Source organism: Dactylosporangium sp. NPDC005572, from assembly GCF_040605515.1.
Classification (GTDB): Bacteria; Actinomycetota; Actinomycetes; order Mycobacteriales; family Micromonosporaceae; genus Dactylosporangium.
This window is the reverse complement of sequence record NZ_JBEXCY010000156.1, coordinates 1-13,807: the sequence shown is the minus strand read 5'-3', so window position 1 is coordinate 13,807 and position 13,807 is coordinate 1. Positions and strand designations below refer to the sequence as shown.

At 73.7% G+C, this 13,807-nt stretch carries 11 protein-coding genes and 1 pseudogene; 6 read left to right on the top strand and 6 right to left on the bottom strand.

The features are described 5' to 3' along the window. Positions 1-2 precede the first annotated feature (2 nt). Genes ABZS66_RS44775 through ABZS66_RS44765 form a run of 3 tightly spaced genes read right to left on the bottom strand, consistent with a single transcriptional unit; the run spans position 3 to position 3,357 of the window. Positions 3-752, bottom strand: a complete 750-nt coding sequence (locus tag ABZS66_RS44775; protein WP_354768953.1) for a succinate dehydrogenase/fumarate reductase iron-sulfur subunit — start codon at positions 750-752, stop codon at positions 3-5. Then, complete coding sequence (locus ABZS66_RS44770; RefSeq protein ID WP_354768951.1) at positions 753-2,690, bottom strand: fumarate reductase/succinate dehydrogenase flavoprotein subunit; 1,938 nt, start codon at positions 2,688-2,690, stop codon at positions 753-755. A 16-nt stretch (positions 2,691-2,706) separates the two neighbouring features. Beyond that, positions 2,707-3,357 (bottom strand): succinate dehydrogenase cytochrome b subunit, encoded by a 651-nt coding sequence (locus ABZS66_RS44765; RefSeq protein ID WP_354768973.1) that lies wholly within the window; start codon positions 3,355-3,357, stop codon positions 2,707-2,709. A 128-nt stretch (positions 3,358-3,485) separates the two neighbouring features. On the opposite strand from ABZS66_RS44765, the gene ABZS66_RS44760 reads away from it, so the two are divergent. After that, on the top strand, positions 3,486-4,394 hold the full coding sequence (locus ABZS66_RS44760; RefSeq protein ID WP_354768971.1) for a LysR substrate-binding domain-containing protein: 909 nt from the start codon (positions 3,486-3,488) through the stop codon (positions 4,392-4,394). On the opposite strand, the gene ABZS66_RS44755 is transcribed toward ABZS66_RS44760, so the two are convergent. Next, complete coding sequence (locus ABZS66_RS44755; protein WP_354768949.1) at positions 4,345-5,355, bottom strand: HEAT repeat domain-containing protein; 1,011 nt, start codon at positions 5,353-5,355, stop codon at positions 4,345-4,347. The genes ABZS66_RS44760 and ABZS66_RS44755 overlap by 50 nt on opposite strands. A 27-nt stretch (positions 5,356-5,382) precedes the next feature. On the opposite strand from ABZS66_RS44755, the gene ABZS66_RS44750 reads away from it, so the two are divergent. Then, on the top strand, positions 5,383-6,219 hold the full coding sequence (locus ABZS66_RS44750) for an undecaprenyl-diphosphate phosphatase (protein WP_354768947.1): 837 nt from the start codon (positions 5,383-5,385) through the stop codon (positions 6,217-6,219). On the opposite strand, the gene cutA is transcribed toward ABZS66_RS44750, so the two are convergent. After that, positions 6,216-6,545, bottom strand: a complete 330-nt coding sequence (gene cutA / locus ABZS66_RS44745) for a divalent-cation tolerance protein CutA (protein ID WP_354768945.1) — start codon at positions 6,543-6,545, stop codon at positions 6,216-6,218. The two genes, ABZS66_RS44750 and cutA, sit on opposite strands and share 4 nt — an antisense overlap. A 130-nt stretch (positions 6,546-6,675) precedes the next feature. Here cutA and ABZS66_RS44740 point away from each other — a divergent pair, with 130 nt between their 5' ends. Beyond that, positions 6,676-8,769: a hypothetical protein gene (locus ABZS66_RS44740; protein WP_354768944.1), complete on the top strand. Its 2,094-nt coding sequence runs from the start codon at positions 6,676-6,678 to the stop codon at positions 8,767-8,769. A 49-nt stretch (positions 8,770-8,818) separates the two neighbouring features. Here the strand turns inward: ABZS66_RS44740 and ABZS66_RS44735 are convergent, their stop codons facing one another. Next, positions 8,819-10,288, bottom strand: coding sequence for an NAD(P)/FAD-dependent oxidoreductase (locus ABZS66_RS44735; protein WP_354768942.1), 1,470 nt, complete (start codon positions 10,286-10,288; stop codon positions 8,819-8,821). 58 nt (positions 10,289-10,346) lie between these two features. Here ABZS66_RS44735 and ABZS66_RS44730 point away from each other — a divergent pair, with 58 nt between their 5' ends. From ABZS66_RS44730 to ABZS66_RS44720, 3 genes and pseudogenes are all read left to right on the top strand, one after another. Next, positions 10,347-11,852, top strand: coding sequence for a hypothetical protein (locus ABZS66_RS44730; protein ID WP_354768940.1), 1,506 nt, complete (start codon positions 10,347-10,349; stop codon positions 11,850-11,852). Beyond that, positions 11,849-12,562, top strand: a complete 714-nt coding sequence (locus ABZS66_RS44725; protein ID WP_354768938.1) for a hypothetical protein — start codon at positions 11,849-11,851, stop codon at positions 12,560-12,562. The genes ABZS66_RS44730 and ABZS66_RS44725 overlap by 4 nt, the downstream gene beginning before the upstream one ends. Next, a pseudogene (locus ABZS66_RS44720) lies at positions 12,562-13,807 on the top strand (hypothetical protein); the annotation flags it as partial. The gene ABZS66_RS44725 and the pseudogene ABZS66_RS44720, both read left to right, overlap by 1 nt.

Sequence of the window (13,807 nt, the reverse complement as noted above, 5' to 3'; positions counted from 1 at the left end):
CCCTATCGGCCCCGCCCGGTCACCGACTTCCGGTAGTCGCTGTTCAGCCGTCCGATGAGCGTCAGCGGGATGCCCTTGGGGCAGACCGTGGTGCACTCCCCCGCGTTCGTGCAGCCGCCGAAGCCGGCGTCGTCGTGGGCGGCGACCATCCCGACCACCCGGGTGTCGCGCTCCGGCTGGCCCTGCGGCAGCAGGCCGAGGTGGGCGACCTTGGCCGCGGTGAACAGCATCGCCGAGCCGTTCGGGCAGGCGGCCACGCAGGCGCCGCAGCCGATGCAGGTGGCCGCCTCGAACGCGGCGTCGGCGTCGGCCTTCGGCACCGGGGTGGCGTGCGCGTCGGGCGCGGCGCCGGTCGGCGCGGTGACGTACCCGCCGGCCTGGATGATCCGGTCGAAGGCGGAGCGGTCGACGACGAGGTCGCGCACGACCGGGAACGCGGCCGACCGCCAGGGCTCGACGTCGATCGTGTCGCCGTCCTTGAACTCGCGCATGTGCAGCTGGCAGGTCGTGGTCAGCCGGGACGGGCCGTGGGCCGAGCCGTTGATCATCATGCCGCACATGCCGCAGATGCCCTCGCGGCAGTCGTGGTCGAACGCGATCGGCTCATCGCCGGAGAGGATGAGCCGCTCGTTGAGGACGTCGAGCATCTCGAGGAACGAGGCGTCCGGCGAGATGCCCTCCACCCGGTAGGTGACCATCCGGCCGCGGTCGGAGGGTCCCGCCTGGCGCCACACGCGCAGGGTGATGTCCATCTACTTGTAGCTCCGCTGAGTCGGGTGGACGTACTCGAAGTCGAGTGCTTCCCTGTGCAGGACGGGCGGCTCGCCGGTACCGGCGAACTCCCAGGCGGCCACGTAGGAGAACTCGTCGTCGTGGCGCAGCGCCTCGCCGTCGGGGGTCTGGCTCTCGGCCCGGAAGTGCCCGCCGCACGACTCGGCGCGGTGCAGCGCGTCGACGCACATGAGCTCGGCCAGCTCGAAGAAGTCGGCGACCCGGCCGGCCCGTTCGAGGTTCTGGTTGAGCTGCTCGCCGGTGCCGGGGACCTTGACGCGGGTCCAGAACTCCTCGCGGAGGGCCCGGATCAGGCTGACCGCCTTGGTGAGGCCCTCCTCGGTGCGCTCCATGCCGCAGTACTCCCACATGATGTGGCCGAGCTCGCGGTGGAAGGAGTCGACGGTCCGGTCGCCGTCGACCGACAGCAGCTTCTCAAGACGATCTTGTACCGAGGAGCGAGCGTCGATGACCGCGGGATCGTCGGCGGCAACGGCCGGGAACGGGCCCGAGGCCAGGTAGTCGTTGATGGTGTTCGGCAGCACGAAGTACCCGTCGGCCAGGCCCTGCATGAGCGCCGACGCGCCGAGCCGGTTGGCGCCGTGGTCGGAGAAGTTGGCCTCGCCGACGACGAACAGGCCGGGGATCGTCGACTGGAGGTCGTAGTCGACCCACAGGCCGCCCATCGTGTAGTGCACCGCGGGGTAGATACGCATCGGCGTGACGTACGGGTCGTCGCCGGTGATCCGCTGGTACATCTCGAACAGGTTGCCGTACTTCGCCTCGACCGCGGCCCGGCCGAGCCGGTCGATCGCGTCGGCGAAGTCGAGGTAGACGCCCAGCCCGCCGGGGCCGACGCCGCGGCCCTCGTCGCAGACGTTCTTCGCGGCGCGGGACGCGATGTCGCGCGGTACGAGATTGCCGAAGGACGGGTAGATCCGCTCGAGGTAGTAGTCGCGCTCGTCCTCCGGGATGTCGGCCGGGGCGCGGTCGTCGCCCGCGCGCAGCGGCACCCAGACCCGGCCGTCGTTGCGCAGCGACTCGCTCATCAGCGTGAGCTTGCTCTGGTGCGTCCCCGACTCGGGGATGCAGGTCGGGTGGATCTGCGTGTAGCAGGGGTTGGCGAACAGCGCGCCCTTGCGGTGCGCCCGCCAGGTCGCGGTGACGTTGCAGCCCTTGGCGTTCGTCGACAGGAAGAACACGTTGCCGTAGCCGCCGCTGGCGAGCACCACGGCGTCGGCCAGGTCGGTGGTGACCTCGCCGGTGACCAGGTCGCGCACGACGATGCCGCGGGCCCGGCCGTCGACGACGACGAGCTCCAGCATCTCGTGCCGGGCGAACATCTCGATGTTGCCGGCGGCGATCTGCCGCTCCATCGCCTGGTACGCGCCGAGCAGCAGCTGCTGGCCCGTCTGGCCGCGGGCGTAGAAGGTGCGCGAGACCTGGGTGCCGCCGAACGAGCGGTTGTCGAGCAGGCCGCCGTACTCGCGGGCGAACGGCACGCCCTGCGCCACGCACTGGTCGATGATGTTCACCGAGACCTGGGCCAGGCGGTACACGTTGGACTCGCGGGCCCGGAAGTCGCCGCCCTTGACCGTGTCGTAGAACAGCCGGTAGATCGAGTCGCCGTCGTTGCGGTAGTTCTTGGCGGCGTTGATGCCGCCCTGGGCGGCGATCGAGTGGGCGCGCCGCGGGCTGTCCTGGTAGCAGTACGAGCGGACGCGGTAGCCGGCCTCGGCGAGGGTCGCCGCCGCCGAGCCGCCGGCCAGGCCGGTGCCGACGACGATGACGCTGAGCTTGCGGCGGTTGGCCGGGTTCACCAGCTTGGCGCCGAACCGGCGGCGTTCCCAGCGGGTCTCGATGGGGCCGTCGGGTGCGGCAGTGTCGGCGATCGGGTCGCCTTCGGTCCAAAAGTTCATGACAAGGTCCAGAGGTTCATGACACCAGTCCCGTCAGGACAGCGAACGGCACCGAGAGGTAGCCGACGACGAGGACGACAGCGAGGACGAGTGCGACCGCTTTCGCACGGCGCTCCCCGCCCGGGGTGCGCTGCCCGAGGGTGCGCAGCGCGCTGAAGATGCCGTGCCGCAGGTGGAACCCGACGGCGACGACCGCGAGCGTGTAGAAGACCGTGACGTACCACCGCGAGGGCGCGAAGTCGGCGACCACGTTGGCGAACGGGTGGTGCGGGTCGCCCACCGGGTTCACCGTGCCGGTGGTCAGGTCGAGGATGTGGAAGACGACGAACAGCAGGATGATGACGCCGCCCCAGCGCATGGTGCGCGCGGCGTAGCTGCCCTGGATCTTGGGACGGTGGGCGTAGCGGACCGGCCGGGCGGCGCGGGCGCGCCGGGCCAGGATCGTGGCCGCGGCGATGTGCGCGAGGACGGCGATCGTCAGGCCGCCGCGCTGGATCCAGAGGTACCACTGATGGGGCAACAACGGCGAACCGATCTCGCGCAGCCAGGCCGCGTAGTGGTCGAACGCCTCGGCGCCGACGAAGATCTTCAGGTTGCCCGCCATGTGCGCGAACAGGAACAGCACCAGCAGGATGCCGCTGGCCGCCATGACCAGTTTCAACCCGATGGAAGAGGTCCGCTTCTGCTTCGATACGGCGCGCGGAGGGGCCGTGAGTACCGCCACGAGCCCGACGCTAGGGTCGATGGTCCTATTCGTCCAATGCATGAGAACCGCACCCGCGATAGCCGTAGGCTATCAGCGTGCAGCTCCAACAGCTCCGATACTTCGTAACCGTGGCCGAACACCGACATTTCACCCGGGCGGCCGAGGTGCTGGGTGTGAGCCAGCCGACGCTCAGTAAGCAGATTCACACCCTGGAGTCGACACTCGGCGCGCCCCTGTTCGACCGCTCCCGCGGCACGGTCGTGCTCACCACCGCCGGCGAGACGCTGCTCCCCCTCGCCCGCCGGGTGGTGGCCGACGCCGACACCGCCCGCGCCGCCGTCCAGGAGGTCGTCGGCCTGCGCCGGGGCCGGGTCCGGCTGGGCGCGACGCCGAGCCTGTGCACGTCACTGGTCCCGGTCGTGCTGCGCGACTTCCACGCCCGCCACCCGGAGATCGAGCTGCACGTCGACGAGGGCGGCTCGCAGGACCTCGTCGCCGACCTCGTCTCCCACGCGCTCGACCTGGCCCTGATCGTGCAGCCGGCCCGGGGCACCGACCCGGCCCTGGAGGCGGTGCCGCTGCTGCGCGAGAGCCTCGTCGTGGCCTCGGTCGCGCCGCTGCCTGCACGGTTGACCCTCGCCGAGCTGCGCCACACCCCGCTGGTCATGTTCCGCACCGGCTACGACCTGCGCGACGCGACCCTCGAGGCGTGCCGGCGGGCCGGTTTCACGCCGACGTACGCCGTCGAGGGCGGCGAGATGGACGCGGTCCTCGCCTTCGTCGAGGCCGGCCTGGGCGTGGCGCTGGTGCCGAGCATGGCCCTGGTCAACCGGCCGCTGCTGCGGGCCACGCCGCTCGCCGACCCGGACGTGCACCGCACGATCGCCCTGGCCCAGCGCCGCGGCTCGGTCCTGCCGCACGCCGCCCAGGCGATGCGGGAGACTCTGCTCAGCCACGTCGCGCGGGGCCCGCTCCCGGTGGGAGTACAAGCGCTGTGAGCCCGTGCTCGTCGATGAGCTCGGTGAAGTTCAGGTACTCGTAACCGTCCCACTCGCCGATCCGGGGGGCGGCGTTGAGCGCGTCGACCGTCGCCCGCTGCACGGCGCTCAGCTGCGCCGGGACGCCGTTCGGGAACGTGAGGCGGAGCAGGGCGTCGACGTGGGTCACCGCCGGCGGGCCCTCCAGGGCCGGCAGGCGGGGCAGCAGTACCGCCGGATCGGCGCCGGTGAGGGTCAGCGACTGGGCCGCGTAGCCGGCGGCGTCGCCGTCGAGGAACGCGACCGGCAGGGTGGGCGACTCGGGGTCGCCGGCCCAGGCGGCCAGCTCGGCGATCGCCGCCGCCGATGTCCGCGCGCCGCCCACCCGGGCCTGGGCGATCGCCGTCGCCCATCTTGTGCAAGGACGATCGCCGGTATCGGCAACGGCAGCGCCGAGCAGGCCGAGGGCCACCCGGGCGGTGGCGGCCGTGCCGTCGTCGGGATCGTCGACGGCCGCGTGCAGGGCCGGGACCGCGTCGGCACGGCTCGCCGGGAACCAGGCCAGGAGGTAGGCGGCCATGCTGCGGACGCCGGCGTCGGGATCGGTGAGGAGACGGACGAACAACGGCACGCCGGCCGCGACGGCGGTGTAGGTCGCCCGCTCCGCCGGGTCGATGAGCCGACCGGGTTGCATACCGAGCGGGAGCCAGCCCTCGTCGGCGCCGATCGCCAGCTGCCCGAGCAGGACCAGCACGAGGTCGCGGTCCTGGACGGCCGGGTCGGCGACCAGGGCCAGCAGCCCGGGCACGGCGTGCGCGCTCGCCTCGAAGCGGCGGCCCTGGTGGACGATGTTCGTGAACAGCTCGCCGAGGGCCGCGTGCCGCTCCTGCTCGTCCGGCGAGGCGAGCGCGGCCAGCTGCGCGGGGACGTCGGCCGCGGAGCCGTAGGCGTGCCGCAGCGACGCCCAGTCGGGGATGGCCATCGCGCCATTGTCCGGTAGGTTGCCCGGATGGATATCTGGCAGGCGGCTGTGCTCGGCGTGGTCGAGGGTGTCACCGAGTTCCTGCCGGTGTCGTCCACGGGCCATCTCACGATCACCGAGAAGCTCATGGGCATCCCGATCGACGACAAGGGTGTCACCGCGTTCACCGCGATCATCCAGGTCGGCGCGATCATCGCCGCGATCATCTACTTCCGGGCCGACATCGGGCGGTTCATCGCCGGGTTCGCCAAGGGCGTCGCCAGCGCGGAGGGGCGCAAGCAGGACGGCTGGCGGATGGCGGTCAACGTGATCATCGGCTCGCTGCCGATCGCCGTCGTCGGGCTGCTGTTCAAGGACCTCATCGAGGGCGCGCTGCGCAGCCTGTGGTTCGTGGCCGGCGCGCTCGTCGTGTGGAGCCTGGTCATGGTCACCGCCGAGCACGTGGCCCGCCAGCGGCGCGGCGAGGGGCAGGTGACCTGGAAGGACTCGCTGCTCATCGGGCTCGCCCAGTGCATCGCGCTGGTGCCCGGCGTGTCCCGCTCGGGCGCCACGATCAGCGCCGGGCTGTTCCGCGACCTCGACCGGGTGACCGCCACCCGGCTGTCGTTCTTCCTCGGCATCCCGGCCCTCGCCGCCGCGGGCGCGCTCGAGGGCGTGCAGCGGGCCGGTGAGGTGGCCGACACGGTCGGCTGGGTGCCGGTGGGCGTCGGTCTCGTCGTGAGCTTCGTCGTCGCCTATGCGTCGATCGCCTGGCTGCTGAAGTTCGTCGCCAGCCACTCGATCGCGTCGTTCGTCTACTACCGGGCCGCGCTCGGCGGCGTGATCGTCGCCCTGCTGTGGGGCGGCGTCGTCGCCGCGACCTAGAGCGACGCCGGCGACGTGCGCCGGTCCAGGTAGTTCAGGTACGACCGGGTGCCGGGCACGATCGGCACGCCGACGATCTCCGGGTTGGGCTCCGGGTGGCGGTCGACCAGGTAGGCGGTCAGCTCGTCGAAGCGCTCGATCCGGGTGCGCAGCACCAGCTGCCACTCCTCGGTCTCGACCAGCGCACCGTCGTGCCAGTTCATCGAGAGCACCGGCCCGATCACCTGGGCGGCGGCCGCGAGCCGCGAGTGGGTGGCCGACCGGGCGAGGTACGCCGCGTCCTGCCGGGTCGTGAAGGCCGTCGACACCTGCAGATATTCCGTCACGACAAACCACCGTACCCGAGCCGCGCCAAGCGCCCGTCGGGCACCCGACACAGGTATCTTGCCAGCTCAGGCCCGCTCCTTGCCGGTACACACGCCGGCCGCCGGACACCACGGCAGAAGGAGCGCCACCATGGACATCAGCAAGCTGCTCTTCGACGAGTCGCTCATCCAGCGGCTGCGGTTGTTCGTCAGCGGCATCGAGGTGACGCAGGCCGTGCAGTTCTTCGACGCCGAGCGGCACCTCACCGACCCGGCCGACCGGCAGGGTGACAACGCCCTGCGCCTGGTGTCCGGCAAGCCGGCCTGGGTCCGGGTGTACGTCGGGAGCCTGTTCGGCGCCTCCGGCCTGACCGCCGAGCTGACCGTGCAGCGCCGCCGCCTGGGCTTCCTCTACGGCACGGTGGCGACGCTGAGCCCGCACGCCTCGTCGGCGACGTCGGTGCCGTCGTCGTTCGGCACGACGTACGCCGGCACCCGCGGCACCATCGGCGAGACCGTCAACTTCGTCGTGCCGGCCGGCGAGATGATCGGCCACCTGCGCCTCGTCGCCCGGGTCAGCAGCGGCGGCCGCACCGCCGAGGCGACGGTCGACGTCGCGGTGACGCTGCGCCAGACGCTGCGCCTGGCCGGCGTCATGATCTCCTACAACGGGCCGAGCAGCATGCAGCAGGGCGCCCCGAACCTCACGCTGCCCGCGCCCGCGCTCGCCGACCTCCAGGCGATGTCCGGCACCGCGCTCACGCTGTTCCCGGTCGAGTCCACGGCCGCGTTCCGGGTCGCCGGGACGCTCACCCAGACGGTACCGCTGCAGTCGGCCACGTTCCCGACGAGCGGCTGCGGCGCCGCCTGGGACGCCCTGCACGCCCGGGTCGCGACGGTGCGCACCGCCGACGGCAACCAGCCGGGCTGGATCTACTACGGGCTGCTGCCCTCCGGTACGCCGAGGGGGCCGGTCGTCGGCTGCGGCGGCGGTGGCGTCGCGGTCGGCCCGATCGGCGAGCCGTGGACGCTCGCGCACGAGGCCGGGCACGCGGCCGGGCTGGCCCACGCGCCGTCCGGCGGGGCGCCGAACCCCGACCCGAACTTCCCGCCGTACGAGCCCTACGACCCGACCGGCGTCGCGCAGGGCCACGACGGCGAGTACGGCCTCGACGTCAACACCGGCAACGTCATGTCGCCGCAGACGTTCCAGGACGTCATGGGGTACGCCTGGCCGAAGTGGATCTCGCCGTACCATCACGGCCGCCTGGTCAACGCGGCCGTGCTCAGCCCGGCGACGGTCGGCATGGACCACCCGTGGTGGCGCGACCTGGTCTGGCAGGAGATCAAGATCCCGCCGGTCGGGCCCCCGCCGGTCGAGCTGCCGGTGCACCCGCCGGTGGAGCTGCGCCACGTCATCTCGGTGCTGGTCCTGGTCGAGGACGGCCGGGTCGGCGACGTGGTGAAGGTCGCCCGCACCCGGGCCCACCCCGAGCTGCCGGCCGCCGGGCCGACGCCGTTCACGGCGAGCCTGCGCGACGCCGACGGGCGGGTGCTCTCCAGCGGCGCGTTCGTCCGCCTGACCACGGCGGCCTGCGGCTGCGGCGGCGGTCTCGGCGGCCGGCCACCGTCGTCGTACGTCGCGCAGGCCTTCCTGCCCGACGTCGCCCCGGGCGCGACGCTCGACATCACCACCCGCGGCGAGACGGTGTGGCGCCGCGAGGCCCCGGGCGAGCCGCCCCGGGTCGCCCTCGCCGAGCCGAAGGTCTCGCGCTCGGGCGCGGTGACGGTGGCGTGGGAGGCGACCGGGGGCGCCGCCGAGTACTGGCTGCGGTGGTCGCGCGACGGCGAGTCGTGGGAGTCGGTGGACGTCGACCTGACCGGGCGCGAGCTGGAGCTCGAACCGGGCCGCGTGCCGCCGGGCGAGGGCTTCCTGCAGGTCGTGGCCCACGACGGGTTCCACTCGGCGATCAGCGACCCGGTGCGGATCCGGGTGCCCGACCTGGTCCCGCAGGTCGCGATCCTGCACCCGCGGGACGGCTACACGTACCTGGCCGGGCAGGAGCTGCGGCTGTGGGCGTCGGTCATCGGCACCACGTCCGACGCCGTCTGGACGGTCGACGGCGCCGAGGCCGGCCGCGGCCTGGACGCCTGGGCCGCGCTGGAGCCCGGTGAGCACCGCGTCACGGTGGCCGTGGACGGCGCCGAGGCGACGGTCACCGTGACGGCCGAGCGCCTGGACTGACACTGACTGACACGCGGTGTGCGCCGGGCCGGCGGGCCCGGCGCCCCGCCTAGGAGCGGCTCGACCAGGCCATGCGCTGGGTGTCGAGGGCTTCCAGGAGGTACGACCAGACCTCGCTCAGCGTCGGGAAGCTGCCGATCGCGTGCCACAGCGCCTGGACCGGGACCCCCGCCGTGACGGCCACCGTCGCCGAGTGGGTGAGCTCGGCGATGTTGGTGCCGACGAACGTCGCGCCGAGCAGGGTGTCCGTGCGGCGGTCCACCACCAGCTTGGCCCGGCCGCGGTAGTGGTCGCGCTGGACCCGGCCGCCGTACACCTGGGACAGGTCGGTCTCGACCGTCTCGACGTCGTGGCCGCGGGCCGTCGCCGCCGCCTCGGTCAGGCCGGCCACACCCACCTCGGGGTCGGTGAAGATCACCTGGGCCACGCTGCCGGCGCGGACGCGGTCGGTGTGGCGGTTGAACGGGGACTCGTCCAGGGCGGCGCCGGTCGCGCGGGCGGCGATCACCTCGCCGGCGATGCGGCCCTGGTACTTGCCGATGTGGGTCAGGTAGGACTCGCCGGTGACGTCGCCGACCGCGTACAGCCAGGGCTGGCCGTCGACGTTGAGGTGCTCGTCGACGGTGAACTGCTCGGGGAGGCCGGCGCCGGTGGACGCGGGGCGGCGGCCGGCCGCGACCAGGATCTCGTCGACGACGAGCTCCTGACCGTCGGAGAGGGTCACCACCGCGGGGGCGCCGTGGACCAGGCCCGGACCGGCGTCGGTGACGATCTCCCGGGCGACCCCGGCGATCGACTGGTTGAGGCGCACGTCGACGCCGGAGGCGCGCAGCCCGTCGGCCACCGCCACGCCCGCGAACGCCTCCTGGGCCGGCAGCAGGCGGTCGGAGCGCTCGACCATGATGATCTGTACCGCGCCGAGCGCGCGCAGCCAGGTGGCGGACTCGCAGGCGACCAGGCCGCCGCCGAGGATGAGCAGGCGGCGGGGCACCTCGCGGACCGCGGTCACGTCGCGGGAGAACCACGGGCGGGCCTCGGCCAGTCCGGGGACCTCCGGGCAGTACGGGACGCTGCCGGTGGCCACGACGACGGCGTGCCGGGCGCGGATCGTCCGGCCGTTGACCTCGACGGTCTTCTCGCCGGTGACGCGGCCCTTGCCGCGGATGACGTCGACGCCCCACGACAGGGCGGTACCGACGAAGCCGGTGTCGTCGTAGTGGTCGACGAGCGCGTCGCGGCGGCGCAGCACCCCCTCGACGTCGAGGTGCCGGTCGGCCAGCAGCTCGCGGATGCCGCCCAGGTCGCGGCCGTCGCTCAGCAGGTGCTCCGGGGCGAGCAGCGCCTTGCTCGGCACGCAGGCCCAGAACGGGCACTCGCCGCCGACGAGCTCCGGCTCGATCATCACGGCGTCGAGGCCGGAGAAACGGGTGGCGTACAGCGCGGCGGTCTCCCCCGCCGGCCCGGTGCCGATGACGACGACGTCCCACTCGGCGCGGTCCGGGTTCACGGTTCCGGTCACGGCCCGGTGAATACCCGTCGCCCGATCGTGAAACCCGGGGCAACGATATCCTCCCCGGGTGCAGCCTGAGCTCTTCGACGTGGCCGACGCGCCGGAGCTCCGGTCGCCGGTCGCCGACGCCTCGATGCGGGCGCGGTGGCGGGCGCTCATCCTCACCGACCCGGTCGCCCGGCTGGTCCGCAACGCGGCGCACGCGGACGTGCACGAGGCGTACGACCTGCGCCAGCTCGCCCTCGCCGCGATCGACATCGCGGTCGCCTCGCTCGGGTTCGCCCGGCCGGTCACGCTGGCCGAGCTGGTCGACGAGATCGCCGGGCTGGCCGCGCTCATGCGCCCGGATCCGGCGGCCGCCCTCGACGCGGCACGCTGGGTGATCAAGGGACTGCTCAACGACACCGACAACCAGAGCGCGTTCGTCTACCCCTTCGCCGACACCGCCCGCGGCACCAGCGAGGAGTTCGCGTTCAAGCTGCTGCAGCTCCAGGACGGGCCGGACGGCGCCGTCGTGCTCGCCTCGCCGCAGGCGGTCATGGTGTACCTCAACGGCCTCGACCTCGACGTGGACGACGCCGAGGCGGCGTTCTCCGTGGTACTGCAGCGGCAGCTCCGGGACCGCCGCTTCGAGGCCGCCGGGCGCACCGCGACACAGGCCGAGCGCGTGTCCGTGGCCATGTCCGCGTCGCTCGCCGACGTGCTCGACGCCACCCGGCGTGACGTGCGGGCCTTCGACTGGGTGACCGACGTGCCGAGCCGGCTCGAACGGGCCCGCGAGCACGTCGAGGCCCGCATCGCCGCCGACGCCGAGGTGCTCAACCACGTCGCCGCCGGCATCGACACCGAGACCGACGCCGCCGTGCGCCGGGCGTCGGGTGACCTGGTCGACACGCTGCGCCGCATCCGCCAGGTCCACCTCGACCTGGCCGAGCGGGTCGCCGGCGCCCGGGGCGTGTTCCTCCAGGCCCAGCTGAGCCAGGTGTTCGCCCGCCGGATCCAGCTGCGGCTGCTCAACATCGAGGCGGAGCTGTTCCAGCCGGTCCTCCAGCTCACCCAGCCGCGGGCGCAGCCGGTCGCGGAGGCGTTCGGCGACCGGATCCTGGGCCTGCGCGTGCCGCGCCTGCTGCACCTCGACGGCCTCACCGACATGCTGCTCACCCCGCCGCGGGTGACCGGGCCGGCCGAGGCCGAGCCGGAGCTGCCCGGCGAGACCGAGGGCGCCGACCTCCAGTCGTACCCGCCGGCCGTGGTGGCCGCGGCGACCCGGATCCTGCGCCGCGCCGAGGACCGGCCGGTTCCGCTGTCCGCGCTGCTCGCCGAGGCCGGCGACGCCGACGAGCGGGAGCTGGTGCTGCTGTCGGCGCTGTGGGCGTACGCACCGGACGGCACCGGCGACGAGGAGGACGACGGCCTGACCGCGCTCACCGCCGGCGTGGCGGCCGAGCGAACCGGGGCGCTGCTCGACCACCCCGGGGTGGTGTGGGGCGACGACCTGATGGTGACGTACCGGCGGGATGAGCGACTCGCCGAAGGAGCGCTCGCCGAAGCAGCAGAGGGGACCGAGGCGTGACGGTGCCGATCGAGGACGTGTGGGCGGCGGCCGAGCTGGTCGCGTTCGGGCTGCGGCCCGGCGCCCGGCCGACCGAGGGCAACCCGTACGGGCTGCTGCTCGAGCGGTACCGCACCAGCACCGCCTTCCGCGACGCCGTCGACACCGTCGCCGGCGGCCTCGGCCTGGTCGTCCTGGGCGCGCCCCCGCGCACCGGCCTGGTGCTCACCACGCAGCCGGGCAGCGTGTTCGCGGTACGCATGGCGGACCTGCGCGGCGGCAACCTCGGCGCCGACGACAAGCTCGTCGCCGGCCTGGCCGTGCTCGGCATCGCCGCCTACGCGTTCCCGACCGACGCCGACCTCGACGCGACCGAGGTGAAGATCGTCGAGGTGGCGGCGCTGGACCGGTTCATCCGCGACGCCATCGAGCGCCTCCCCGCCGCGACGGACGGGTCGGCCGGCGGGTCGGCCGGCGCCGAGCACCGCCGGGCCGCCGACGTCTACCGGCGCACCGCCGCGTTCCGCCCGAAGGACCGCCAGCCCGGCCCGGCCCGCGGCTGCACCCAGTTCGCCGTGCAGGAGGTGCTCGGCTGGCTGGTCGAGCGGGGTGCCGCCCGGGCGATGCCGCAGATGGGGCCGTCGACGTACCAGCTCACCGACCGCTTCCGGCTGCTCGTCGCCGACATGGCCGGCGGCGAGGCGCTCTCGGCGTTGCGGGCGGCGGCCTGATGGCGGCGCCCGCCCGGCTGTGGCGCATCCGCCGGATCCACCTCGACCGCGTCGGGTCGCCGGCCGCCCGGTTCCGCGAGGTCTGGCTGGACCTCACCGGCCGCGACGGCCGCCCGCTCGACACGATCCTGTGGATGCGCAACGGCGGCGGGAAGTCGACGCTCATCGCGCTCGTCTGCGCGCTCATCCGCCCGGACCGACGCGACTTCCTGGCCACCGCGACGACCGGCCGGCACCTGGAGGACTGCGTCCTCGGCGCCGACACCGGGCACGTCGTGGTCGAGTGGACCGACCCGGACGGGCGGCGGCTGGTCACCGGCGCCGTCTACGAGTGGACCGACCGGGTCCAGCCGGCCGACCCGAACGCGGCCCACGAGCGGCTCCGGCAGAGCTGGTACGCGTTCACGCCGGCCGCCGGGGTCGAGATCGAGCAGCTGCCGTTCGCCGGGCTCGGCGGGCTGCCGACCGACCTGCGCGACTTCGTGCGGACCGTCGAGACGCTGCCGCCGGAGACCGACGCCGTCGTCACCGCGAAGCAGGACCGCTGGGCCCAGGCGCTGCAGGACCGCGGCCTCGACCCGGGGCTGTTCACCGCGATCCTGAAGATCAACGCCACCGAGGGCGGCATCGAGCACCACTTCAAGTTCAAGACGTCCGACGACTTCGTGCAGTACCTGCTGAGCCTGGTCACCGAGCCGACCTCGGCGACGAAGGTCGCCGCGATCCTGCGCGGCACCCGCGAGCGCCTGGCCCGCCAGCCGCGGCTGCGGGCCGAGGTGACGTTCTGCGACGAGGCCACCGGGCTGCTCGCCGACCTCGGCAAGGCCCGCTCGTCGCTCGGCGCGGCCGAGGAGCTCGCCGCGGCGGAGCGGGCGGCCGCGGCGCGGCTGGCCGGCGCGTTCGCGCTCGCCGCGACGGTCGCGGACGAGGCGGCGGAGACGGCGCTGGACGGCGGGGTGGCGGCGGCCGGGCTCGCGGAGCGCGCCGCGGCGGCGGCGCGGGCGCTGGACGCGCGCGTGCGGGACCTGCGGTTCCAGGCCGCACGTCATCGTTTCGATTCAGCTGTACTGCGTGTGCAGGCGTCGGCGACGGTCGTCCACGAGCGGCACCGGTCACACCGGGCCTGGCAGCTGGTCCCGCTGCTCACCGAGCGGGACGCGCTCGCCGGCCGGCTGGCCGCGCTGCGCCACCAGCAGCAGGAGGCCGAAGCGGGGGCGGCGCCGCTGCGCCGGGCCCGCGCGGCGG

Coding starts and splice junctions, on each gene's coding strand:
- ABZS66_RS44775 (WP_354768953.1), bottom strand. CDS start 752: ATGGACATCACCCTGCGCGTGTGGCGCCAGGCGGGACCCTCCGACCGC.
- ABZS66_RS44770 (WP_354768951.1), bottom strand. CDS start 2,690: ATGAACTTTTGGACCGAAGGCGACCCGATCGCCGACACTGCCGCACCC.
- ABZS66_RS44755 (WP_354768949.1), bottom strand. CDS start 5,355: ATGGCCATCCCCGACTGGGCGTCGCTGCGGCACGCCTACGGCTCCGCG.
- ABZS66_RS44750 (WP_354768947.1), top strand. CDS start 5,383: ATGGATATCTGGCAGGCGGCTGTGCTCGGCGTGGTCGAGGGTGTCACC.
- ABZS66_RS44740 (WP_354768944.1), top strand. CDS start 6,676: ATGGACATCAGCAAGCTGCTCTTCGACGAGTCGCTCATCCAGCGGCTG.